21 protein-coding genes are annotated in these 23,338 nt (G+C 47.0%); 4 read left to right on the top strand and 17 right to left on the bottom strand.

Annotation, left to right across the window (positions count from 1 at the left end; all coding sequences use genetic code 11):
• Positions 1-43: 43 nt before the first annotated feature.
• The 10 genes from AB6805_RS25605 to AB6805_RS25560 all read right to left on the bottom strand — a co-directional run bounded on the left by AB6805_RS25605 (position 44) and on the right by AB6805_RS25560 (position 10,422).
• Positions 44-919 (bottom strand): lipid A biosynthesis acyltransferase, encoded by an 876-nt coding sequence (locus tag AB6805_RS25605; protein ID WP_370912294.1) that lies wholly within the window; start codon positions 917-919, stop codon positions 44-46.
• Entirely contained in the window at positions 919-1,176 is a 258-nt protein-coding gene (locus AB6805_RS25600; protein WP_370912293.1) for a phosphopantetheine-binding protein, read from the bottom strand. Before AB6805_RS25600 ends, AB6805_RS25605 begins: the two co-directional genes overlap by 1 nt.
• A gap of 95 nt (positions 1,177-1,271) precedes the next feature.
• Positions 1,272-2,498, bottom strand: a complete 1,227-nt coding sequence (locus AB6805_RS25595) for a beta-ketoacyl synthase (RefSeq protein ID WP_370912292.1) — start codon at positions 2,496-2,498, stop codon at positions 1,272-1,274.
• A 49-nt stretch (positions 2,499-2,547) separates the two neighbouring features.
• Positions 2,548-3,276, bottom strand: coding sequence for a 3-oxoacyl-ACP reductase FabG (gene fabG / locus AB6805_RS25590; RefSeq protein WP_370912291.1), 729 nt, complete (start codon positions 3,274-3,276; stop codon positions 2,548-2,550).
• Positions 3,277-3,324: 48 nt separating this feature from the next.
• Complete coding sequence (gene hutH, locus AB6805_RS25585; RefSeq protein WP_370912290.1) at positions 3,325-4,860, bottom strand: histidine ammonia-lyase; 1,536 nt, start codon at positions 4,858-4,860, stop codon at positions 3,325-3,327.
• Positions 4,861-5,006: 146 nt separating this feature from the next.
• Complete coding sequence (locus AB6805_RS25580) at positions 5,007-6,296, bottom strand: hemolysin family protein (RefSeq protein WP_370912289.1); 1,290 nt, start codon at positions 6,294-6,296, stop codon at positions 5,007-5,009.
• Positions 6,297-6,319: 23 nt separating this feature from the next.
• Positions 6,320-7,051, bottom strand: a complete 732-nt coding sequence (locus tag AB6805_RS25575; protein ID WP_370912288.1) for a ZIP family metal transporter — start codon at positions 7,049-7,051, stop codon at positions 6,320-6,322.
• The gene (locus tag AB6805_RS25570) at positions 7,048-7,626 is read right to left on the bottom strand and encodes a phosphatase PAP2 family protein (RefSeq protein WP_370912287.1); all 579 of its coding nucleotides are present in this window, start codon (positions 7,624-7,626) and stop codon (positions 7,048-7,050) included. The genes AB6805_RS25575 and AB6805_RS25570 overlap by 4 nt, the downstream gene beginning before the upstream one ends.
• Before the next feature lie 2 nt (positions 7,627-7,628).
• Positions 7,629-8,372 carry a class I SAM-dependent methyltransferase gene (locus tag AB6805_RS25565; protein ID WP_370912286.1) on the bottom strand — a complete coding sequence of 248 codons (744 nt, stop codon included), beginning with the start codon at positions 8,370-8,372 and terminating at the stop codon, positions 7,629-7,631.
• A 31-nt stretch (positions 8,373-8,403) separates the two neighbouring features.
• Positions 8,404-10,422 carry an LTA synthase family protein gene (locus tag AB6805_RS25560; RefSeq protein ID WP_370912285.1) on the bottom strand — a complete coding sequence of 673 codons (2,019 nt, stop codon included), beginning with the start codon at positions 10,420-10,422 and terminating at the stop codon, positions 8,404-8,406.
• A 166-nt stretch (positions 10,423-10,588) separates the two neighbouring features.
• Between AB6805_RS25560 and glmM the strand changes: the two genes are divergently transcribed.
• Positions 10,589-11,971: a phosphoglucosamine mutase gene (glmM, locus tag AB6805_RS25555; protein WP_370912284.1), complete on the top strand. Its 1,383-nt coding sequence runs from the start codon at positions 10,589-10,591 to the stop codon at positions 11,969-11,971.
• 223 nt (positions 11,972-12,194) lie between these two features.
• Here glmM and AB6805_RS25550 read toward each other — a convergent pair whose 3' ends face one another.
• The 5 genes from AB6805_RS25550 to AB6805_RS25530 all read right to left on the bottom strand — a co-directional run bounded on the left by AB6805_RS25550 (position 12,195) and on the right by AB6805_RS25530 (position 17,196).
• On the bottom strand, positions 12,195-13,322 hold the full coding sequence (locus tag AB6805_RS25550) for a cysteine desulfurase family protein (RefSeq protein ID WP_370912283.1): 1,128 nt from the start codon (positions 13,320-13,322) through the stop codon (positions 12,195-12,197).
• A gap of 192 nt (positions 13,323-13,514) precedes the next feature.
• On the bottom strand, positions 13,515-14,246 hold the full coding sequence (locus tag AB6805_RS25545) for a LytTR family DNA-binding domain-containing protein (protein WP_079470552.1): 732 nt from the start codon (positions 14,244-14,246) through the stop codon (positions 13,515-13,517).
• Positions 14,243-15,529 carry a sensor histidine kinase gene (locus tag AB6805_RS25540; protein ID WP_370912282.1) on the bottom strand — a complete coding sequence of 429 codons (1,287 nt, stop codon included), beginning with the start codon at positions 15,527-15,529 and terminating at the stop codon, positions 14,243-14,245. Before AB6805_RS25540 ends, AB6805_RS25545 begins: the two co-directional genes overlap by 4 nt.
• Before the next feature lie 340 nt (positions 15,530-15,869).
• The gene (locus tag AB6805_RS25535) at positions 15,870-16,214 is read right to left on the bottom strand and encodes a DUF4907 domain-containing protein (RefSeq protein WP_370912281.1); all 345 of its coding nucleotides are present in this window, start codon (positions 16,212-16,214) and stop codon (positions 15,870-15,872) included.
• On the bottom strand, positions 16,207-17,196 hold the full coding sequence (locus AB6805_RS25530; protein ID WP_370912280.1) for a Kelch repeat-containing protein: 990 nt from the start codon (positions 17,194-17,196) through the stop codon (positions 16,207-16,209). Before AB6805_RS25530 ends, AB6805_RS25535 begins: the two co-directional genes overlap by 8 nt.
• A gap of 247 nt (positions 17,197-17,443) precedes the next feature.
• Here AB6805_RS25530 and AB6805_RS25525 point away from each other — a divergent pair, with 247 nt between their 5' ends.
• Both AB6805_RS25525 and AB6805_RS25520 read left to right on the top strand, forming a co-directional pair.
• Positions 17,444-18,778 carry a DUF4270 family protein gene (locus tag AB6805_RS25525; protein ID WP_370912279.1) on the top strand — a complete coding sequence of 445 codons (1,335 nt, stop codon included), beginning with the start codon at positions 17,444-17,446 and terminating at the stop codon, positions 18,776-18,778.
• Positions 18,779-18,787: 9 nt separating this feature from the next.
• Positions 18,788-20,017, top strand: coding sequence for a hypothetical protein (locus tag AB6805_RS25520; RefSeq protein WP_370912278.1), 1,230 nt, complete (start codon positions 18,788-18,790; stop codon positions 20,015-20,017).
• A 229-nt stretch (positions 20,018-20,246) separates the two neighbouring features.
• On the opposite strand, the gene AB6805_RS25515 is transcribed toward AB6805_RS25520, so the two are convergent.
• On the bottom strand, positions 20,247-21,611 hold the full coding sequence (locus AB6805_RS25515) for a GH1 family beta-glucosidase (RefSeq protein WP_370912277.1): 1,365 nt from the start codon (positions 21,609-21,611) through the stop codon (positions 20,247-20,249).
• Between the two features lie 185 nt (positions 21,612-21,796).
• Between AB6805_RS25515 and AB6805_RS25510 the strand changes: the two genes are divergently transcribed.
• Positions 21,797-22,843, top strand: a complete 1,047-nt coding sequence (locus AB6805_RS25510; RefSeq protein ID WP_370912276.1) for a formylglycine-generating enzyme family protein — start codon at positions 21,797-21,799, stop codon at positions 22,841-22,843.
• On the opposite strand, the gene AB6805_RS25505 is transcribed toward AB6805_RS25510, so the two are convergent.
• Complete coding sequence (locus AB6805_RS25505; protein WP_370912275.1) at positions 22,826-23,335, bottom strand: DsbA family protein; 510 nt, start codon at positions 23,333-23,335, stop codon at positions 22,826-22,828. The two genes, AB6805_RS25510 and AB6805_RS25505, sit on opposite strands and share 18 nt — an antisense overlap.
• Between the last annotated feature and the right edge of the window lie 3 nt (positions 23,336-23,338).

The raw sequence follows: 23,338 nt of genomic DNA, 5'->3' as shown, positions 1-23,338 counted from the left end.
AATAAATAGAATTATACGAAATTATGAACAGTAAAAACACGCATTATTCCCAAAAATCGTAATAATTGAACCATTGCACCGGGTAACGGTATACTTTTTCTTCCACATGATGCACAAAATCCTGCAGGGCGGTTTCTACTCCCTGGTTACGCCGGCCGTGGTACTGACGGGGCTCCGTCGCAAAAAAATGATAATGGGCAGACGACTCCTTAAAGGCGAATACCACGGAAACCGGCACCCGGAAGGTGGCGGCCAGCAGGAAAGGACCCAGCGGGAAACGGGCGTCCTGTCCTAAAAAAGGGACTGTTACAGTTTTATTACCGGGCAGAAACCTGTCGGCATGCATACACACCAGTTCTTTATTACTCAATGCTTCATTGATTGCATAAATGTGCGACAGGTCGTCTTTGATCACGATAACATTCATATTCCGGTCGCCCGTAATACCAGACAGGTAATCTTTGATCCGCTGGTGTTCGCCATCGAACATCACAATATTAATACGGGTTTGCAGGCGCTTAAACAAATGACCCGCAACTTCCCAGTTGCCCACATGTGCGCTCAGCAGGATACCGCCTTTGCCACCGGCAATCATTTCACGCAAATGATGTTCTCCCTCAAACTCAAAGGTGAATTTATTGGACATATCTGCCATTACCACCACCTTATCGATCAGTGTTTGACCAAATACGTAATAATTCCGGTATAAACTGAGCAACGCGCGCGCCCTGCCATAACCAATTTTTTTACGGAGATAATGATAGACAGGTTTTGAGGAACTCCAGGAAAATGCAAAAAAATAGAAGGCTACAAATCTCAGCAACATATACGCAGGCACCACCCCTCCATGCTTCAACAGGAAAACAAAACAACTATATCCGAACTTACTCCCTTTAGATTTTCCTTGCCAGGAGGGCATTATACCAGTTCTTTTTGTTGTACACGAGTGGCTACATAATTGTAGAAATCCTGGAAAGTAACAATAGCCTGGAATTCTTCGGGATTTACTTTAAATCCGAAGTTATCTTCTATTACTACCACCATATCGATATAATCCAAACTATCCAGATCCAGTGTGGATTTCATGTTTGCTTCCGGCGTGATGGCCGCGGGGTTTGCTTCAAACTCCTCTACCAGAAACTTATTCGTAACAGTTATTATCTCTCTAATGTCCATAAAGTGTGAAATCAGATATAGGTCGGTTTAAAAATTGTGTTTACGTAGTCTATTGGTCAGCTAATCCTATTCCGAGCGCCCAAAGTTAAGGATATTTATTTTCCATTCCACCCCCTTACTACCAGGGACGAATTTGTTCCTCCAAAGCCAAAAGAATTCGACAAAAATATATTAAAATTTTTATTAATTGTACTGGTTACAATATTTAGCCTCGCGGCATCCTCATCGGGGTTATCCAGGTTGATATTGGGGGCAATAAAGCCGTGCTGCATCATCAGCATGGAATACACAATTTCACTGGCGCCCGCCATCCAGCATTCATGGCCGGTCATAGACTTAGTGGAGCTTACGTACGGGCGCGAACCGCCAAATACTTCATGAATCGCTTTGGCCTCGCTGGCATCGCCGGCGGCGGTAGATGTAGCGTGCGCGTTGATATATTCTATATCTCCCGGCTGTAATCCTGCATCCTGCAGGGCTATCTGCAGGGATCTTACAGGTCCGTCTACAGTAGGATTGGAAATATGTGCGCCATTGGAGGAAAAACCATATCCCAGCACTTCGCCTAAAATAGTGGCGCCCCTGCGCTGCGCAGATTCAAGGCTTTCCAGGATCACAGTGGCAGCACCACCACTGGGTACCAGTCCGTCCCGGTCGCGGTCAAATGGCCGGGAAGCGCGGGTAGGATCGCTTTCCCTCACCGAAAAAGCGGCAATGGCATCAAAATTACCCATGGCATACACATTCACTTCCTGGGCCCCGCCGCAGATCACAGCGTCCTGCATGCCGTTGCGGATAAACATATACCCAAGCCCGATAGCATGCGAACCGCTCGCGCAAGCTGCACTTACGGTGAAATTCACGCCCCTGAGCTTAAAAATAGTAGCCAGGTTCATATTTACCGTGGAGTTCATGGTCTGGAAAACAGATCCTGAACCCACCAGCATCGTATCTTTTTTAGCCCGCATCACGTCATTGGCTTCTACCACCGGTTTTGCGGAGCTGTCGTTACCATATAAAAGTCCTATTGGTGTGGAGTCGATATATTCAGGTGTCATGCCTGCCTGTGCGAGGGCTTCCCGGGTGGCCATATAGGCAAATTCCGCCTGTTCAGGCATCATAAGCCTGGCCCGGCGATCCAGCAATCCTTTGAGTTCAGGTCTTTCTATATACCCGGTTAAACCGGAACGGTAACCAAATGTCTTTCTTTCAGGATCCAGTACTATACCGGATTTGCCCTGATACAATGAATCTTTCACTTCCTGCATGTCCTTTCCGATGCAGGAATAAATTCCCATCCCAGTGATCACTACTCTGTTCATAGCTCTTAGCTTTTAGCGGTTAGCCTATAGCCCAGTAATATTGACGTTATTAAGTGTGCAGCCCCCCATTGATGTTCAAAATTTCCCCGGTAATATAACCTGCCGACCTGGAAGCCAGGAAGGCCACTGCATCTGCCACCTCTTCGGCTGTGCCAAAACGGTTCATGGGAACCTGCGCTGCCAGCTCCTTTTCATTCAGTTCAGCCGTCATATCTGTTTTAATAAAACCCGGCGCAACGGCGTTCACCGTTACCCCTCTTTTGGCTACTTCCTGTGCCAGCGCCTTTGTAGCGCCTATTACCCCTGCTTTGGCGGCAGAATAATTGGTTTGTCCGGGTAAACCTTTAATACCCGACAGCGATACCATATTGATGATACGCCCGTAACGTTTCAGCAGCATGCCATTCAGCACCTGCTTGGTCACGTTAAAAAATCCATTCAAACTGATATTGAGTACATTACTCCATTGCGCCTCATTCATCCAGAACATCAGGGAATCTTCCCGGATGCCTGCATTATTCACCAGCACTTCTATCTGTTGTTCTTTATTATTTTCTACCCAGCCTCCCAATACCTGTTGTACTTCGGCGGCATCGCCTACGTTAAATGGTATCAGTTCACCGGTACTGCCTTTTGCCTTCACCGCTTCCAGCGTTTCCAGCGCTGCTGCCTCATTTCCCTTGTAGTTGATCAGCACATGATAACCTGCTTCGGCCATCTTAATACATACTGCCCTTCCTATTCCCCTGGACCCTCCTGTTACTAATGCACATTTCATGAATTACAAATTACGAATGACGAATGACGGCTAACCACAATTATCTGATCAGAACTGGATCGGCATATTCTTTACCAGGTAAGCTTTAATTTGCTGAAGATCTTTATAGCGCGGGCTGTCCTCAATAAATTTAGGGAAAATTGCTCTCACTTCCTGGTATACTTTGTGTGAAAATCCCGCCAAACGGTCCTGGCAATTCAGATAATCCACCGCCTGTAACACTGTCATTACCTGGATAGCCAATACCTGGAAAGTATTTTCTATCACTTTGCTGGTCATAACAGCCGCATTGGTTCCCATACTCACAATATCCTGGTTATCGTTGTTGTTCGGAATACTGTGTACGTACATCGGGAACGACAATGTCTGGTTTTCCGCCACGGTGGAGGTTGCCGTAAATTGCACCCCCTGCATTCCAAAATTAAAGCCAAGTTTGCCGAGGTTCATAAACGGCGGAAACTTGTGATTCAGCTTATCGTTCAGCAGGTAGTTGAGCTGTCTTTCTGCCAGCATCGACAATTTGGTGATGGCTATCTTGATTTTATCCATTTCCAGGGAGACATAATCGCCGTGGAAATTTCCGCCGTGGAAAACGTTTTCCAGGTGATGATCCACTACAGGATTATCACTCACGGAATTCAGTTCCTGTACCACCAGCTTCTCTGCCTGTGCAAGGGTATCGTAAACAGGCCCCAGGATCTGCGGTACGCAGCGCAGGGAATAATATTCCTGTACTTTATCTTTAAAAATTTCTTCTTCCAGTTCTTTATAGAGATGATCAGGGCGATGGCGGACCATTTTGCTGCCGGTAAGGATCTCCCGCATTTTCGCAGCAATCTGCTGCTGGCCTTCATGCTTTTTCACAGCATTCAGTTCTGCCGACAGGTGATCGTCGAATGCTTCTACTATTTCATTGATCATGGCAGATAATACTACCGACCATCCCAGCAGCTTCTTCGCTTCAATGAGGTTTACCAGCCCGATACCCGTCATGGCGGAAGTACCATTTATAATGGCCAGTCCTTCCCTCACGTGGATGCCTATAGGTTTCAGGTTCAGTTTAGCAAAAACATCTGCCGTAGGCTGATATTTATCTTCATACCAAACCTCTCCTTCCCCGATCAGTACCAACGCCAGGTGGGCCAGCTGTACCAGGTCGCCGCTGGCGCCTACGCCACCATGCTCAAACACACAGGGATATACGTTTTTGTTGATCAGGTCTTTTAAAAGATGTACCACTTCCGGGTGAATACCGGAATGCGCCTGCATAAAGCTGCTCAAACGGGCTATCATCAGGGCTTTGGTATGCAACGGCGACATGCAGTTGCCGGCGCCGGAGCTATGGCTGCGGATCAGGTTATACTGCAACTGGAAAGTATCTTCATCACTGATGCGGTATTGGGCCATCGGACCAAAACCAGTGTTGATACCGTAGATCAGTTTCTTTGCCGAAAATTTCTCGAGGAATAGAAAACTAGCTTCCACCTGCTGCAAAGCCGCTGCTTCCAATGTCAGCTCTTCCCCGCCCAAAAGGACCCTGTACACTTCTTCCAGAGACAGTGCCTTACTTCCTATTGCAACCATTTTATCTTAAATTAAATTATTTGTATATGTAAAAAAGTGCTCAAAATTAGCATAAAGCTAGATTTATCCAAATAAATAACAATCCCATTCAACGAATTACGGGTAATTACGCATGCGGTTTTTACTTATCAGGGAAGGGAGCAAGCCTATTCTTCTTCGTTTGTTGTTGGCGGTGTAACCAGTACTTTGTCGATACGATGCGCATCCATGTCCACTATTTCAAAGGTAAAATCTCTCCAGGAGAACTTCTCTCCCGTTTGAGGAATGTGTTCCAGGTGATGCAGGATAAACCCTGCCAGCGTATCAAAATCCTGCTCAAATTCGGTCATCCAGTCTTCTTTATCAAATTCTTCCAGGAAATCATAAAACGGGATCTGGGCATCTACCAGCCAGGTCCCATCTTCCCGGAGCACCATTTCATAGTCGTCGCTTTCAGCTGTTTCCGGCATATCGCCCACTATGGCTTCCAGGATATCATTCAATGTAATCATTCCCAGGAAGGTACCATATTCATCTACAATAAAAGCGGCGTGCAGGTGCGTTTCCTTAAATTTCTCCAGCACCTGGTAAGCGGTATTGTTTTCCGGCACAAACAACGGCTTACGGATAATTTCTGTAAGCGGGGTCGATTGGCCCGCTACCGAATACAGGTCCTTGATGGTAATTAATCCCTTAATACTGTCTATCTGCCCGTCGCACACCGGGTATACCGAATGCAGGCTGTCGAGGATCGTTTGCCGGTAAGTGGCCGGTTCATCGTTGATATCCAGCCAGGTAATATCATTCCGGTAAGTCATGAGCGACGTGATATTACGGTCGCCCAGGTGGAATACCCTTTCTATGATCTCCTGTTCTGTTTCTTCAATGGCGCCGGAACTGGTACCTTCATTAATAATGGCTTTGATCTCTTCTTCCGTAACATGGGGTTCGCCGGATTTGAGATTTAACAATTTTATCAGTGCCGCAGAAGAAGCGGTTAATAACCAGATAAAAGGAAAAGTAAGCCAGGAAAGTACCTGCATGGGCTTCGCCATAAACTTGGCGATCGCTTCCGGTTTGGCCAGCCCGATACGTTTCGGAACCAGTTCCCCCAATACCATAGAAAAATACGTAATCACCACTACAATGAGAATAGTGGCCACCACACTGCTGTAAGGCTGTATAGCCGGAAAGGTATTGAGCCAGGCCATCACATCAGTTTTGATGTTCTCGCCTGAATAAATACCCGTTAAGATGCCGATCAGGGTAATACCGATTTGCACGGTAGAAAGAAAGGTGTCCGGATTGTTGGCAAGCTTTAAAGCTGCCTTTGCTTTTTCATCCCCTTTATTGGCCTGGTTCTCCAATCGGATCTTCCGGGCCGAGACCAACGCTATCTCCGACATCGAGAACAGGCCATTCAATAAAATAAGGATGAGGATAATGACGACTTCCATATATAAAGCCTAAAAATAAAAAATTATTCAAATATCAGGGTTAGAAATGCCAGAAGCAAGCCTACGGCTATTGCCAGCACTTTCTTCCTGCTGAGTTCATGATGTTTTGTACCACTTTCGTAAAAGATAGTAGTGGAAATGTGCAGAAATGCCCCCACCACCAGCGCTACCACGTATAAAAAGTAATGTTGTATCACTTCAAAGCGGCTTCCCAGCCAACCCGCCAGTACTGCGGCCAGCGGCGTTACCAGCGCAAAAATGATCAGGATCCGCCAGAGATCCGCCCTTTTCTTATGGGCATGCATCATCACGGTAATAAGCGTTAATGCCTCCGGGATTTTATGAGCAGCAACGCCCGCCATCAGTGAAGGCAGCGCAGAATGATCATTGTATTTAAAGCCCAGCGGCAACCCTTCCATGAACGCATGGATGGAAAGTCCCAGCAAAAGCGGGGTAACCGCAATATGATGGTGATGCTCCTGCGGCATATGGGTATGGCCATGTTCCATTCCGTGCGAAAGCTGCTGCAGGAATACCTGCAGGAAAAATCCCAGCACAATATAAACACCCGCCTGATGACCCAGCGCCTCGTACACTTCCGGCAGCAGGTGCATAATGATCACGCCGAAAAGAAAAGCCCCCGTAAATGCGAGCAGGTAAATGGAAAAGTTGGCATTGACGCGTTTTACTGTCATGGGGATCATCCCACCAGCAATGGTTGCAGCCAGTATTAGTATCAGATAGTTCCAGTTCATGATGCGAGTTCAGACTCCAGTCTTATGCGGCGTTGAAAAAAACTGCCGCTCAGCAGTCCGATTAAAATGCCCAGTACCGCACCTCCTGCCACATCGAGCGGATAGTGCACCCCTACGTATACCTGTGCATAGCCAATAGCAGCCGCCCATGCAAAGAATAACCAGGCGTACCGGTGAAATGCCTGTTTTAAAGTTATGAAACAAAATGTAGCCAATGCAAAATGATTGGCGGCATGATTGGAAGTAAAGCTTCCACTCATAGGACAATACACCACCAATACCCGGGCGTAGTGCGACACCAGCGGATCACGGCAGGGCCGCACCCTTCCGATCGCGCTTTTCAGGTACAAGCTGCTCTGATCTGCCACGCCAAAGCACAGCAGGAAAAATAATATCCAGAAAAGGCCTTTCCAGCCATAGTTAATAGTTACAAACAGCCCCAGGAACAGGTACAGCGGCGCCCAAACAAAAGGCTCCCTTAAAAAAGGCAGCACCACATCCAGGAACCCGTTATACCATTGACCATTAATATGAAAGAAGAGCCGGAGATCCCCGCGGAGTATCGATTCAAGCATGGCTATGATTTTGAGGCGATGATGATCAGTCGTGGCGAACGTTGTTCATCATAGCTGTTAAAGTGATAGTCGCCGAATATTTCTGTTATTTTGAGTCCCTGTTTGGCAAACATGGCCTCAAACTCCTGCCTGGTAAAGGCATTCACGCTTTCAGTGTAAGTAGCGCGGCGCATTTTTTCCTTATCCAGGATACTGATCTGCTTCATAAATTTATGCGCCTTCAGTTCCCTGCGGATATCAAATACCACATTGTCCTTTTCCTTTACTTCATCATTCACCAGGTGGGCAGCTACATAGTTACTGTTCAGATAGTCCAGCACCAGTTTACCACCCGGCTTCAACGCATTTTTGAGTGTACGCAATGCGTTGTCATTATCACGCTGCGATTCAAAATAACCAAAGCTGGTAAAGAAGTTAAACACCACATCGAAGTAGTTTACCCAGAAAGGTAAGCGCATGTCATGCTGAAAAAAGCTCAGGTGATCATTTTCCAGCTTTCTTGCCACATTAATACTTTCGATAGAAAGATCGATTCCGGTTACATAATAACCTTTATCTGCCAGGTATTTGGCGTGCCGTCCCCTTCCACAGGCTACATCCAGCATTTCCGCATCCGGCGCCGGTTGCAGATAGGTGAGTAACTTATCAATAAATGCCGCGGCTTCCCTGTCATCCCGGTTGTTGTACAACAGGTGATAATAAGGAGAATTAAACCAATCTTTAAACCATAGTTTATCTACTTCCATATTTTGTGCAGCTATAGGCAGAAACTAACAGCTATTTTTTATTATTAAACATCAAATATCGGGTGCTTTCGTAAAAGCCACGTGTTAAATTATCGAGGCTTTTCGCTGTATCCGGCTGCTGGGCACGGATATTCTTCAACGGGTCGCCCTTCAGATCATACAGAGCGGCAGCATCCGTAACCAGGTTGATTTCGTACAGGTAACGATCGCCCAATGTAGCGTAAAAAGGCATCTGATTACGCAGGTAGGTCATGAACACATATTTATCGTTTACCCGGGTGCTGTCAAACAGGTCTACGCCCAATGTATAATTTTTATACGGCATTCCCACCAGTTTTGCCACGGTAGGATACACATCCAGTAAGCTTCCCGGCGTATTAACCTGTTGCGGCGCCAGGTGCTTCGGACTGTACATAAATGCAGTTACATGCACGCCGCCGGTAGATAACTCATATTCCGGCAGCGGCATAAAACTATATGGATTGAGCACACAGTTATGATCACCGAAAAATACAAAAATGGTGTTATCAAGATAGCCATCTTTGCGCGCCATATCAATAAGGTGCCCTACATTATAATCTTCATATCTCAACGCATTGAACTGATCCACCGATACAAAGCCCGATTGCTTGAACTTTTTCATATCGAGGTCTTTCTCCGTGAGCTTCTTAAAATCGCCGGAGCCGCTGGTGGTGGTGTACGGCGGGTGGTTATCTGCCAGCTGGAGGAACGCTACAAAAGGTTTCTTCTTATCATTATCTTCTTTAAAAATACCACTGGCTTCCGTGATGAGGTCGTAATCGGAAATACCCCATACATCGGCCTTCCCTGATTTGTACATACCTTCTTCATAGATGCGGATGCCTTCCACGTTATTGGTAAATACCGCGCGGATATTGGCCCAGTTGGTATTTCCGCCAAGCAGGTACAGTTTGTCGTATCCCTTGAACTGGTCCATCACAATACGCTGATCCAGCATCTTAGGGTGACGGCTGGCAGTTTTCACCGCGGTAATGTCCGGTAAACCGGTGTGCACACCAAATACTGTTTTGGCGGTGCTGATAGCCGGCACATAAAAATTCTTAAACAGGATACCGCTGTCTGCCAGGCGCTGCATATGAGGCGTGGCCTGCATGGGATTTCCATACATACTGGTTACCGCCGCACCGGTGGATTCCAGCATCACCAATACTACATTGAGCCTGGGCTTGCTGCTGTCGCCGGCAACGGTACGAACATAATTGAGGTTATTAACATCCGTGGAATCCACTTTCAGGTAGGAAGCCAGGTAAGGATAATATTTTTTGGTGGCTTCCAGGTTGTACGTATCTCCTTTTACGGAGAAGTTGGAAGCGAAATACAGGATGGGATTGAGTCCCAGGCTGGTTACGCCGTTATCGCGGGTAAACATGGCCTGGCTCCAGCGCAGCGGGAAATAAGCGATATTCCCATAGATGCCGGCGGCAAACAGCAGCACCATCCCTATAACATAGCCGGTAAAGGGCCAGTTACGCAGGTAAGTAACCGGCTGGGCGGCAAATTTTTTCCAGGTAGCCTTTTGCAAACGGTATACAAGGAACATGAACACTATAATGCCCAGGGCGCCCCGCACCACCGGGTAACTTTGCCATACCATCCTGGCATTGTCGGCCCGCTCCCCCTTTGCCAGGAATCTCAGTACAGAAGGGTCGAGACGTTGTCCGAGGTAGTCGTAATGACCGAGGTCAAGGATATAAAGAAGGGTAAGTAACAGGTAAATAAGGAAAAAATAGATAAAACTGGTATTACGTATAGCCCTGGAGGTAAAAAATTTATTCCGGGTAATCAGCGTTAATAACAAGATGGGGATCATGAGGTAAAGTGCCAGCCGGAGATCAAATCTTAATCCCAGGTTCCAGGCCTTGAGTATCGCTGCATGCTCTGTAATGGTTGTTTTAAAGAAAAACAGGTAAAATATAGCCCTGAACATCACCATTAACAGGAAGAGGTAAAGCGTTTGAACAAACACATAACGAATATACCGGGGTATATTCTTCCACGAGTATTGCATGTAACGTATAGCTGTTTTTTGAAAAGCGTAGCTGCAAATATAGTGAAAAGTGATGGCGGAAAATTGAAAAACAGGAATGACAGCAGCGTATTCGTGGTCATCTTTTCATAATTAGGATTTCTGGAATGGATTTTTTTATATTTGCCTTCCTTTAAAATTGAATCTTGTGGCACTGATCAAATCGATATCCGGCATACGCGGAACCATAGGCGGTAAGCCCGGCGAGGGACTTTCTCCATTAGACGTGGTGAAATTTACCGCTGCCTACGGCACCTGGCTGAGCCGGCAAACAGACAACCGTAAGGTGGTAATAGGCCGTGATGGCCGTATTTCCGGCGAAATGGTAAAAAACCTGGTAGTATCCACCCTCAACGGGCTGGGGATTGATGTGATAGACCTCGGTTTATCCACCACCCCTACCGTGGAACTGGCGGTAACGATGGAAAATGCCGCAGGCGGTATTATCCTCACTGCCAGCCATAACCCCAGAGAATGGAACGCCCTGAAGCTGCTGAACAGCAAAGGCGAGTTCATTTCCGGTGAAGATGGTGCACAGTTGCTGGAAATAGCCGAACAGGAAGACTTTAATTTTGCAGATGTAAATAAGCTCGGCTCCTACACCGCCGACGATTCCTATCTGCAGAAACATATCGACCTGATCGTGAACTACCCATTGGTGGATGTGCCTGCCATTAAAGCACGTAACTTCAAAATTGTGGTGGATGCGGTAAATTCTACCGGCGCTATCTTCGTTCCACCTTTGCTGAAAGCATTGGGTGTGGAGGAAGTAGAAGTGCTGTTTGCGGAAGTAAACGGCAAATTCAGCCACAATCCGGAACCGCTGGCAGAAAACCTGACCGCTCTTTCCAATGAGGTAAATAAATCCAATGCCGACCTCGGTATTGCCGTTGATCCGGATGTAGACCGTTTGTGCTTTGTTTGTGAAGATGGAAGCATGTTCGGCGAAGAATACACGCTGGTGGCAGTAGCCGATTACGTGTTAAGCAAAAGAAAAGGTAACACCGTTTCCAATATGTCTTCCACACAGGCGTTGAAAGACGTCACCCTGAAGCATGGTGGTGAATACACGCCTTCTGCAGTAGGTGAAGTGAATGTGGTAAAGAAAATGAAAGACACCAACGCAGTGATCGGCGGAGAAGGCAATGGCGGCATCATTGTGCCCGACCTGCACTACGGCCGTGATGCCCTGATCGGTATCGGGCTTTTCCTGAGCCACCTGGCGCACAGCAAAAAAAGCATCAAAGCCTTACGCAACAGCTATCCCGACTATTTCATCTCCAAAAATAAAATAGAGCTGGATAAAGGCGTGGATGTAAAAACTATCTTCGAAAAAATCAAGGTAAAGTATAAAAACCAGCCTTTAAATACCGAAGACGGATTGAAAATAGAGTTCGACAAAGACTGGGTACACTTGCGCACTTCCAATACAGAACCCATCATCCGTATATACGCCGAAAGCCAGAATGAAACTACGGCAGACAATATCGCCAAAAGGATCATGCAGGACATTAAAGAATTTATGCACTAGATCGCCTTCGGCGATGCGAATTTTGTCTTGGCTCAGGATTACGCTGATTTTACTGATTACCTGGATTTTTACTTTTTGATTTTATAAAGGATTAAGGGAGATAGAAGCGGATATTCGCTCTTATCTCCCTTAATTATTATTTTAAGAAAATCAAAAAAATCAAAAAGTAAAAATCCAGGTAATCAGTAAAATCAGCGTAATCCTGAGCCAAGACAAAATCCGCTTACATCAATTCCTTCAGCCGCTCCACTACCTTGTCCACTTCTTCTTTGGTGTTATTTTTACAGAAGGAGAAGCGCACCGCAATTTGATTAGGATTGCTGTTGATGGCGCGAATAACGTGAGATCCCGCATTAGCGCCGGATGTACACGCACTGCCACCGGAAGCGCAGATGCCGTTGATATCCATATTAAACAGGATCATCTCTGTTTTCTCAGATTTGGGAAAAGCCACATTCAGTACAGTATACAGGCTGCGGCCATACAGGTCGCCATTGAAAGCTACTTCAGGAATATGCTTTTGCAGTTGTTCCGCCATGTACATGCGCAGGCCATTGATATGTGCGCTGTGTTCTTCATGGTGTATGGTGGCCAGTTCCAGGGCTTTGGCAAAACCGATGATGCCATACAGGTTTTCGGTGCCGGCGCGCATGTTACGTTCCTGGCTGCCTCCCTGGATGAAAGGTGTTATCTTAACATTTTCATTGATGTACAGGATTCCAACTCCCTTGGGGCCATGGAACTTATGCCCGGCGCCGGTGATGAAATGTACAGGCGTATTGCGCAGGTCAAAGGGGTAGTGACCTACGGTTTGTACGGTGTCTGAATGAAAAATAGCGTCAAACTCTTTGCAGAGGTTGCCCACGGCATGAATATCCAGCAGGTTACCGATTTCGTTATTGGCGTGCATGAGGGATACCAGGCAACGCTCCTGAGCATTCTGCAGCAGTTCACGCAGGTGGTCCATATCAATATGGCCGCTAGGCAGCACATTCACAAAGGAAAGGGCTATGCCATCGTGGTGATGCAGGTATTCTACGGTGTGCAGCGTAGCATGGTGCTCGATTGGCGAAGAAATGATGTGCTTGCAGCCAAGATCCTTTACTGCCGCGTTGATGGCCGTATTGCTGCTTTCGGTCCCGCCGGAGGTAAAGAAAATTTCTCCCGGATGTGCATTGAGTGTTTTGGCGACTGATTTACGCGCGTTTTCGATACCCAGTCTTGATTCCCGTCCGTAAGAATAGATAGAGGAAGGATTACCGAACTTTTCCGTCATAAATGGCAGCATTGCTTCCAATACCGCTGGATCCAGCGATGTGGTAGCTGCATTGTCGAAGTATATTCTTTCCAATGTTTGGTGGTTTTTGATAAAAGAATAATAATTAATGGTGGTTGGTGGTCTTAAAAGGAAGCGAAGTTCCGAAAATTTTGGGATTTTTGATTTTGGTTTTTTATGAACGGAAATTTTAAAAGGAAACAGCCCGCCCCACCTGTTGAAGCGCGTTGTTTCCTTTTAATCCACATCTCCCGAAGGGAAAATATATTACGAATTTCTGTTAATAACGTCGTAGAACCGGTCGCGGTACCCATCTGAAATGGGAATCGACTGGTTGGCGATCATCACGGTATTCTTCTCCACGCAGTTGATTTTATTCAGGGAAACGAGGTACGACCGGTGTACCCGGATGAATTTATCGGCCGGCAAACGGGTTTCAAATGATTTCAGGCTGCGCAGCGTGAGTACGGGCAGGTTTTGTGTATAAATCTTCGTATAGTCTTTCAGTGCTTCGATGAAAAGAATGTCTTCCAGATTGATCTTGATGATCTTGTATTCTGTTTTTATGAAGATGTAGTCATTTACCCATGCGGCATCCATTGGGATGGCATTATTGCCGGCGCTTACATTTTTCTGCTGGGTGGCAGACCATGTTTCGCTGGCTTTGGCGGCCGCCTTCAGGAAGCGTTCAAAGGGAACGGGCTTCAGCAGGTAATCTACCACATCCAGGTTAAAGCCATCCAGGGCATACTCTCCGTAGGCAGTGGTAAACACCACCATTGGCGGGTATTTGAGGGACTTCAGGAACTGGATACCCGTAATATCAGGCATTTTGATATCAAGGAATACCAGGTCTACCGGTTCATCCTGGATGAAGCGTAACGCGGTGGCCGCGTTTTCGAATTTACCTGCCAGGGTCAGAAAAGGAACCTTACGGATGTAGTCTTCCATGATTTCCAGCGCCAGCGGCTCGTCATCCACTGCAATACACTTTATCATTTTTTCAACGCAATTTTAAGATCAACAATAAATTGGTTCTCGGTTTCCGTGATATCAATCTCATGTTCATGCTCATAGAGCAATGCCAATCGTTTTAATACGTTGTCCAGGCCAACGCCCCCCCTTTCGGCTACCCGTTCTTTAAAGTGACTGTTCTTAACCGTTAATCTGATCATATTTTCAGTTGTAGCAATATCTATATCTATAAAGGAATCTTCCGTGTAACTGATCCCGTGTTTAAACGCATTTTCCACAAAGGGCACCAGCAGCATAGGCTCTATCTCTACGCCATCTGCATTTCCGTTTAACTGGTAGGTGATCTCTATATCCTTTGGTAACCGCAAACGTTGTATTTCAATGTAATCATGGAGGTATTTCAGTTCGTGCGACAGCAATACCCTGGCTTCATTGGACTCATAGATCATGTAGCGCATAATGGTTGACAGCTTCAGAATGGCGTGTTCTGTTTGCGCCGATTGTTTATGCGCCAGCGAGTAAATAGTATTTAGACAGTTAAAAAGGAAGTGAGGATTAATCTGCGACTTTAAAAATTTTAATTCCGCATTTAATTTCTCCACTTTCAGCTCTTCCCGTTGTTTTTCACTTTTAAACCATTCGAGGGCAATCTTTATAAATCCGCTCATAAACAACATGAGCAATGCAAAAAATCCGGATCTCCGCAGCACTTCCGGAAAAAACAGGTACTCCAGGATAGTTGGCGCATCCGGCTCCATTGGCGGCATTCCGGGTGGCAAGGGAGTAGCGGCTACACTGGTAACGGCAACACCGGCGGTATCGTTAGGCGTATCTCTTGTCACAGTTGCCTGCTCAACAGGGATTGCCTCCGCACCCGCCATTCTTTCCCTGATCATCATACGACGACGTTGAAACGGCGGAAACTCGTCGGATGTTACTTCTGAATTGTTAAATTTTTTATCCAGGCGAATAGCCATCATCGGATGCGCCCTGTGCGCATAATTCCGGAAGAAATAAAAATTTAAGACCGCCTGTTGTGCCGTAATAAAAACGATCAGCAAAACGATCGTGCTGAGATAAATAGCAATCTTTTTCCCGTTAAAAAAACGGGGGATCAACACGTAAATATTGAGATAGAATATACCGATTAAAAACAGGTTGTCGATAAGTTCCTTAATAAAGAAACCTGTATGCAGAATCTGGATGCGATAAATAAAAAATGGAAAAAACAGAAAGCACGCCCAGCCAAGGATGTGCAGTGAAATGAGGAAGGGACGACTTTTGATAATCCGTTTAAAATTTAGCATCACATTATTTGATGCGATAAACTTACACCAGATAGGGTTAGGCTTGTGTTAAAATTTGTTAATCCGATATAAGGGTTTGTTAAATTTAATAAAGAAATTAAAAACAGCTTAAAAACGCGGAAATTGTCTTGGCTCAGGATTACGCTGATTATACTGATTACTTTGATTTTTTCTTTTTTGATTTTATAAAGGATTTGGGGAGATAGCAGCGGATATATTCGCGCCCATCTTCCCAAATCCTTCAAAATCCAAAGTGATCAAATCTCTAAATCAGTATAATCAGCGTAATCCTGAGAAAGACAACCTCCGCGTAATCCTGAGCCAAGACAATTTCCGCGCGCTATTGCGCTTCCGGGATCTGCATGGCTATTAATTCCTGTCGGGATACCGATGGTATTTTGTTCTGTGTCAGCTTCGCTGCCACGGCCTGCCCAACGCGCAGGGCGTGCTCCTTTGAACTGAAAACACGGTTGCCCGGAACGCCTGGAATGATATCCTGGTAAATGTAGGTATGTCCGTCTACGTTTACCTTATATCCCCATCCGTTGTGTATTTCAAAGGGCACCACCGCTACCGGAAGCATATCGTTGCCAGCGTCGTGTGGTCGCCGGTAAGATCTCGCCACCACAAAAGCCAGTATGATCACGGCTATACCGGCTACGATAATGATATTACGCTTAGTCATTTTTATTGTACTCTGCACTAGGATTAAATTCCCATAAATCATCCAGCGACAGGCTGGAGCTGGCGCCCAAACCTACAAAGCCACGGTCTTTTATACCAAAGCCTACTGCACCCGACCGGGCAGCACCTTCAAAAGCAGTTTTCTGCACCCAACGGTCGGTACCCGGTGTGTATTCCCACACTGCGGCGGAATAGCCACCCTTAATACCGGAAACGATGTAGCCTTTGCCCTGCATAGAGAAAGCGGCGGCAGAACTGCCTGCAAAGTTATAGTCATCATCAAAGCTATCGTCGCTTACATTGGAAATCTGGTTCAGCGTCGTCCACGTAGTTCCGTCGAATGAATAGAAGTCGGTTACATTAGCAGCATTGGCGGTACCCATACAAACATAGGCTTTGTTGCCGATCACAAACGCCGAAGCATCTGTTCTCTTGCCGCTGTTCATGCTTTCCACCTGCGTCCATGCATTGGTACCCGGGTCATATTGCCAGTTATCCTTTAACCAGTTGCCATCATAACCGGTGGTAATAAAGCCTTTATCGTTCAGTGCAAAAGCCACCGCGCCATAACGGGCAGTACCCTTAAAAGGAGCTTTCGCTGTCCAGCTGTTGGCAGCTGGATCGTATTCGTAAAAATCATTCAGTTTATTTAATCCATCGTAACCGGTACCTACATACCCTTTACCGGCCATAGCCATGCCAACGGCTCCGTTACGGGCCACACCGGTAAACGGCGCTACCTGTGTCCACTGGTTCTGATCCACGTTATATACCCAGAAATCCTGTAACCTTTCAGTTCCATCATAGCCGGTACCTACGTAAGCTTTATTATCAATTACAAAGGAAGCCGCCGAGCTCCTGGCAACGCCTTCATACTGAGAGCGCTTAACCCAGTTTCCTACCAGCGTAGTAGTATCTGAACCTTTCGAACAGGCTGCCAGGGAAGCCATCAATAATAAACTATAACCTTTTAAATATCGCATTAGCATGTTCTTTTTACTAGCGCCAAAATTATCCGCAGGAGCATTCCGGCAAACAGGAAATAGCTGTTCCCCTGTTTTTAGCGGACGGATACCGTTATTTCATCTACCAGTTGGTTTCTTTCGCCTGAAATGCCTGTTGCTGCGCTATTGGCGGCATAAAGGATATATTTCGTTATTCATCGATGAATTTTGGCCGTTGGCATATTAAAGGAACTGAAAGTATCGATCCTGTCTAAAATTGCGCACCATGAACAATACCATGTATCACTTATTTTTCAGGCGCACGGCAGGGAGCTTACGCAGGTATCTCCCGGCGCTTTTACTGGTGGCTGCTGTTTCTTCCTGCCAAAAAACAGGCTTTACCTATAATAATGTTGTAGATAATAATCAGAATACAGATTACATCCTGACCGACACACTTACCGTAAATGTGAAAACCGTGCAGCAGGATTCTGTACCCACCTCGGGAGTAGAAGTGCTGTTGGCCGGTAAAAATACCGATCCGCTTTTTGGCACCGCCACCATACAATCCTTTTTCCAGATAGCACAACCTGCCGCCGTGGAAATTCCGGCGAATGGCTCCGCATACGATTCAATGGTATTGATGATGCGCCCCAACGGTTACATCGCCGGTGATTCTACCATACCACAGGAACTCCAGGTATACCGGGTAACATCTACCATACAAACCGCAAAAAATTTCTATTACCTGTATAACAACAGCAGCTTCTCAACAGAAAGTACCCCGATTGGCAGCTTCAACGGCCTTATACGGCCAGGTACCGATACCATCGTTACTGTACATATGTCCGATCAGCTGGGCAGTCAGCTATTTACCATGCTGGTTAACAAAAGTCCGGATATCACCGCCAATAATACTTTCCTCGAATTTTTTAAAGGTCTGAATGTACGGGGTGGGCCCAATAGCAAAGCCGTTAGCGGCTTTCGTGCTACAGAAAATTATCTCGTAATGCGATTATACTATCATGTCAACGAAATTATTACCACCGTTAAATATGTTGATTTTAAAATGCAGGCATCTAACCTGCAATTCAACCAGGTAGTAGCAGATCAGACCGGCACGCCACTGGCGCCGCTTACTGGCAACGTTAAAGAACTTTCCTCCGCCAGCACCGGCAACAGGGTGTTCACCCGGCCTATCACGGGATCGGCTACACGAATAGATATTCCTTATATCAAGAACCTCGTGTACATGGGGCAGTTCTTTAAAATAATGAAAGTATATATGACGCTAAAACCGGTTGTCGGCACCTACACAGATAGCCGTCTTCCACCGAGAATGGCACTGTGCGAGGTGAATAAACTGAATGATGTAACAGATACCCTTACTTATGGTCAACTGACAGTAGATAAACTGTATGATAAAAATACCAATTACACCTTCGACATCACCAACTACGTAACGAAAGAACAAACCGTCAGCGATGTTGACTCCCGCGGCCTTTTGCTTACACCAAGTGCTACCGACAGCAGAACAACGCTGGACAGGCTGGTTACCGGTGATCAGAAGAATACGCAAAACCAGCTTAAAATACAGTTATACTACCTGTTGTATAAATAAAGGACACTCATGCGAATAAAAATATATAGCGGATTAATCTTACTCCTGTTGTGCACGGCCACCGTAAAAGCGCAACGTGGCCTTAATTCCATTTATTCTGCCTATGGCATAGGCGACCTGGAATCGAGGGATTACAGCCGCAATTTCGGACTGGGAAGCACCGGCATTGGCCGCAGGCACTCCGGTTATCTCAACGAACTCAATCCCGCTTCCTACAGCGCACTGCCTCCGCAAAACTTTATGTTTGATGTGTCGCTGAAAGCACAACAGATAAATTATAGTGGCAATAATATTTCACAAAGCGCCGGGGATATTAACTTTAAACGGCTCGCACTCGGATTCAAAGCAGCCAAATGGTGGGGCATCGGCGCAGGTATCACACCTTTCAGCACGATTGATTACAAACTGGAAAACCAGCAATTTGTAACCGGTACCGGTAGTCCCGTAACCGCCACTACTACCGGCACCGGCGGGTTCAACAGGGCCTATATCTCCAATGGATTCCAGATCAGCAAAAACTTCTCTGCCGGCGTATCTACCGCTTTCTTATTTGGTCCGCTGAATACTACACAATACATTGGTTCCGACTCCTTACAAACACAGCACAATAAATATGGGTTCAAACCTAACTTTACAGCCGGCGCACAATATGCAGGAAAAATAGGTAAAGACTGGCAACTGGGACTGGGCGCCACTTATCGCTTCGAAACAACAATGAAACTCCAGGAAAAACTGAATATCGTTAACCAGGATGGCACATCGCTGTATCAGAAAGACCAGGACCCCTCTTTCCTCACCCTGCCCGCAGAATACGGCGCTGGTCTGAGCCTTACCAACGGTACCATTACCTGGGTGGCAGACTACCGCCATTCACTGTGGAACTCACTGAATGAAAAAGGCGCTACCTACCGCTACCAGGACGGAGAACGGTATTCTACCGGTGTAGAATATACGATTAAACGGCATTATTATAACCAAAGCTTTGAAGGAGCCGTGTTACAGGCCGGATTTGCTTATAATAAAACCCCGCTGGTAATAGGCAGCACGCAAATCACCGATATCTCGGGCACACTTGGCGTATCACTCCCCAATAAAAACGGGCAGCTCAGATACTACATCGGCCTGGAAGCCGGGCAACGCGGAAAAGAAGGCACGGCACTGGTCAAGGAAACTTATGTAAACGCCGTATTCAACTTCAGCTTGCGCGATATCTGGTTCTTCAAACGCCTGGCACAATAGCGCGGATTTTGTCTTGGCTCAGGATTACGCTGATTTTACTGATTACCTGGATTTTTACTTTTTTGATTTTATAAAGGATTAAGGGAGATAGAAGCGGATATTCGCTTTTATCTCCCTTACTTATTAATCTAAAAATCAAAAAAAATCCAAAAGTAAAAATCCAGGTAATCAGTAAAATCAGCGTAATCCTGAGCCAAGACAAAATCCGCATCGCCGAAGGCGATCTCCGCTATGATCCCGCCGACAGGAGCTCGCGGAACCAGTAGCCGGAGTCTTTAATCATCCGCTGTTGTGTGTCAAAATTCACGTACACCAGGCCAAAGCGTGCCCGGTAGCCTTCGGCCCACTCGAAGTTGTCGGTGAGGGTCCAGGCGAAATAGCCGTCTACCGGAATCCCTTCTTTTTTTGCTTTCAGTACGGCAGCAAGATATTCCTGGAAGTAGCTGATGCGGGCTGTATCCGCTATACGGCCATCGGCGCCGGGGATATCCGGGAAAGCGGCTCCGCCTTCGGTAACGATCAGTTTTTTCACTCCTTTGTAACCGGCAAACTGCCGGAGAATTTCGTATAACCCGTTGCCGTTAATCTCCCATCCCAGTCCTGTTAGCGGCACATTCCTGTACCTGGCCTTCACCTCAGAGATCCTTACCACCGGCATGAAAGTGTTGTACTTTACTACCAGCGGGAAATAATTCTGCACACCAATAAAATCAAAATCAAAGGCCAGCCGGTCCCAGTCGCGCCACAGGGCGTAGCGGCGTTCAATACGTTTAAGCAACGGAAAATCCGCTACCGGGTATCCCATCCCCAGCGAGGGTTCCAGGAACAAGCGGTTAAACAGGGCATCTGCGCGGCGCGCGGCCATCAGGTCGGCATCGCTGTTGCTGTTGGGAATAATCTGTGAGCACGACAACGCCGTGCCGATATTGGCGCCGGCAACTTCTTCCCGGAGTACCCGCCCGCCTTCCGCCTGCGCCATCACCGCATGGTGTACGGCCGGCAAAAACCAGGAGAGGCCAAATTTGCCAGGTGCATGCACACCCAGCATATAACCCAGGGCGGTAAACCCGAAAGGCTCATTCATCACAATCCAGTTCTTCACTTTATTCCCGAATTCACGGGCACATACCCGTACAAATTCTTCAAAAGCAAAAACAACGCCCCGGTGGCTCCAGCCACCTTTATGCTCCAATGCCTGGGGCAAATCCCAGTGATACAGCGTTACATAAGGCTCCAGCCCCAACTCCAGGCAGGCGTCTATTACCCGGTGGTAAAAGTCGATCCCGGCAGGATTTACCGCGCCGGTGCCTTTAGGCATGATGCGTGACCACGACAACGAAAAACGGAAAACGGAAAAGCCCAGCAGCTTTGCCAGCAGGATATCCTGTGTGTAGCGGTTATAAAAATCGGTAGCGGTTTGTGCGTGGCTTTTATCTTTGATCTTGCCCTTACGGCCGGTGAAAGTATCCCAAATAGAAGGTCCTTTGCCATCGGTATCGAAGGCACCTTCATTCTGAAATGCGGAAATAGTAACCCCCCAGAGAAAATCGTCCCCGAAATCCTTTCGGGTAAAGGGTACGGCAGTTGTTTGCATATGCAATACCTGTAACCGGGGCCAAGTGCTTCCCGAAACAGCATGCAGTTTACAACAGTTTTCGGGGAAATTTAATTATATAATTGTTAAGGGGCAATTACGGCGGGAAAGTCTGCCGTGAAAATTTCGCAAAAGCTGTTTTAATATCCTATTTTTGGAAGCCTACTAAATTGATAGACAAATATATGTTTAAGATAAACCTATTGCTTGGCCTTGCATTCCTGAGCGCCTGCGCGGGCAATCCGGGAAAGCAGGACGCAGCTGCCGGCGGAAAGGACTCACTGAATAAAATGGTACTGATACCAGCGGGTACTTTTACCATGGGCGCCGACGATTCAACCGGTATGGCCGATGAATACCCCAAACACACCGTGGATATAGCCGGATTCTGGATGGATGAACACGAAGTAACCAATGCCGAATTTGCACAGTTTGTGGCCGCAACAGGATATGTAACTACTGCCGAAAAGCCCATCAGCAAAGAAGAATTGCTGGCCAGCCTGCCGCCCGGAACACCGGAACCCGACAGCGCTGCATTGGCAGGAATGATGGCGCCGGGAGCCCTGGTATTCACCCCTCCTGATCATGCAGTTCCTTTTAATGATATTTCCCAATGGTGGTCGTTTGTACCAGGCGCCACCTGGCAGCATCCGGAAGGGCCGGCCAGTAATATCGATAAGCGGGACAATGAGCCCGTAACGCAGGTGTCGTGGCTGGATGCACAGGCTTATGCCAAATGGGCCGGGAAACGCCTTCCCACAGAAGCGGAATGGGAATACGCGGCACGTGGCGGTCTCTCAGGCAAAATATATCCCTGGGGAACCGAAGCCTTAACCAGCGGCCAACCTAAAGCCAACACCTGGAACGGTAACTTTCCCTATCATAATACCAAAACAGATGGTTACTACGGACTCGCACCGGTGAAATCGTATAGCCCTAATGGTTACCAGTTATATGACATGTCCGGCAATGTGTGGGAATGGTGTGAAGACTGGTACGACGCCAATTATTATATCCAGGGGGAAAAAGGGGTGAAGAATCCGGCCGGACCGGCAGCAGGATTTGATCCGGACGATCCAGGCCAGGCCAAGCGCGTCATCCGCGGAGGCTCCTTTATGTGCAGTGATGAATATTGCCGGGGATACCGGGTATCTGCACGTATGAAAAGCACGCCTGAATCGGGTTTGGCCAATCTTGGCTTCCGCTGCGTGCGTTCACTTGTCCAGAAATGACGGCAATTCGCGGTAGTCGCCGTTATAACGTTTGCCGTTTACATAAAAGGTGGGCGTACCATTCACGCCGCTGCGAACACCGCTTTCAAAGTCGGCTTCTACCCTGCTCAGTAATTTGGGAGATTCCATGTCTTCCCTGAATTTCCTCAGATCCAATCCGAGACTGGTAGCCAGCTGCAATAGCAACCCTTCATTCAAATCAGACTGACGGGTGTAGATCGCATCATGCATTTCCCAGAATTGGTTTTGCCGGCTGGCGGCCTCCGCTGCAAGTGCAGCATCCATCGCATATTCATGGGCTTCGGACAAAGGAAAGTTACGGAACACAAATCGAAGCCGGCCGCCAAGTTGTTCCCGCAACTGTTTTATAATAAAAAAAGCTTCGCCGCAGAAAGTGCATTGAAAATCGCCGTATTCTACCAGTTCAATAGCTGCATCAGGTTTGCCTAGCACATGATCCATGGCATTTACCGGCGGGATGAGGGTGGGCATATC

It is taken from the genome of Chitinophaga sp. RCC_12, from assembly GCF_041360695.1.
In the GTDB taxonomy this organism is placed as follows: Bacteria; Bacteroidota; Bacteroidia; order Chitinophagales; family Chitinophagaceae; genus Chitinophaga.
Note: the sequence above shows the minus strand (reverse complement) of the source record. Positions and strands in the feature narration are given on the sequence as shown.

What these genes read in the sequence shown, in the direction of transcription:
- AB6805_RS25605 (WP_370912294.1), bottom strand. Translation starts at nt 919, where the DNA reads ATGCCCTCCTGGCAAGGAAAATCTAAAGGGAGTAAGTTCGGATATAGT.
- AB6805_RS25600 (WP_370912293.1), bottom strand. Translation starts at nt 1,176, where the DNA reads ATGGACATTAGAGAGATAATAACTGTTACGAATAAGTTTCTGGTAGAG.
- AB6805_RS25595 (WP_370912292.1), bottom strand. Translation starts at nt 2,498, where the DNA reads ATGAACAGAGTAGTGATCACTGGGATGGGAATTTATTCCTGCATCGGA.
- fabG (WP_370912291.1), bottom strand. Translation starts at nt 3,276, where the DNA reads ATGAAATGTGCATTAGTAACAGGAGGGTCCAGGGGAATAGGAAGGGCA.
- hutH (WP_370912290.1), bottom strand. Translation starts at nt 4,860, where the DNA reads ATGGTTGCAATAGGAAGTAAGGCACTGTCTCTGGAAGAAGTGTACAGG.
- AB6805_RS25580 (WP_370912289.1), bottom strand. Translation starts at nt 6,296, where the DNA reads ATGGAAGTCGTCATTATCCTCATCCTTATTTTATTGAATGGCCTGTTC.
- AB6805_RS25575 (WP_370912288.1), bottom strand. Translation starts at nt 7,051, where the DNA reads ATGAACTGGAACTATCTGATACTAATACTGGCTGCAACCATTGCTGGT.
- AB6805_RS25570 (WP_370912287.1), bottom strand. Translation starts at nt 7,626, where the DNA reads ATGCTTGAATCGATACTCCGCGGGGATCTCCGGCTCTTCTTTCATATT.
- AB6805_RS25565 (WP_370912286.1), bottom strand. Translation starts at nt 8,372, where the DNA reads ATGGAAGTAGATAAACTATGGTTTAAAGATTGGTTTAATTCTCCTTAT.
- AB6805_RS25560 (WP_370912285.1), bottom strand. Translation starts at nt 10,422, where the DNA reads ATGCAATACTCGTGGAAGAATATACCCCGGTATATTCGTTATGTGTTT.
- AB6805_RS25545 (WP_079470552.1), bottom strand. Translation starts at nt 14,246, where the DNA reads ATGATAAAGTGTATTGCAGTGGATGACGAGCCGCTGGCGCTGGAAATC.
- AB6805_RS25540 (WP_370912282.1), bottom strand. Translation starts at nt 15,529, where the DNA reads ATGCTAAATTTTAAACGGATTATCAAAAGTCGTCCCTTCCTCATTTCA.
- AB6805_RS25535 (WP_370912281.1), bottom strand. Translation starts at nt 16,214, where the DNA reads ATGACTAAGCGTAATATCATTATCGTAGCCGGTATAGCCGTGATCATA.
- AB6805_RS25530 (WP_370912280.1), bottom strand. Translation starts at nt 17,196, where the DNA reads ATGCGATATTTAAAAGGTTATAGTTTATTATTGATGGCTTCCCTGGCA.
- AB6805_RS25525 (WP_370912279.1), top strand. Translation starts at nt 17,444, where the DNA reads ATGAACAATACCATGTATCACTTATTTTTCAGGCGCACGGCAGGGAGC.
- AB6805_RS25520 (WP_370912278.1), top strand. Translation starts at nt 18,788, where the DNA reads ATGCGAATAAAAATATATAGCGGATTAATCTTACTCCTGTTGTGCACG.
- AB6805_RS25515 (WP_370912277.1), bottom strand. Translation starts at nt 21,611, where the DNA reads ATGCAAACAACTGCCGTACCCTTTACCCGAAAGGATTTCGGGGACGAT.
- AB6805_RS25510 (WP_370912276.1), top strand. Translation starts at nt 21,797, where the DNA reads ATGTTTAAGATAAACCTATTGCTTGGCCTTGCATTCCTGAGCGCCTGC.
- AB6805_RS25505 (WP_370912275.1), bottom strand. Translation starts at nt 23,335, where the DNA reads ATGCCCACCCTCATCCCGCCGGTAAATGCCATGGATCATGTGCTAGGC.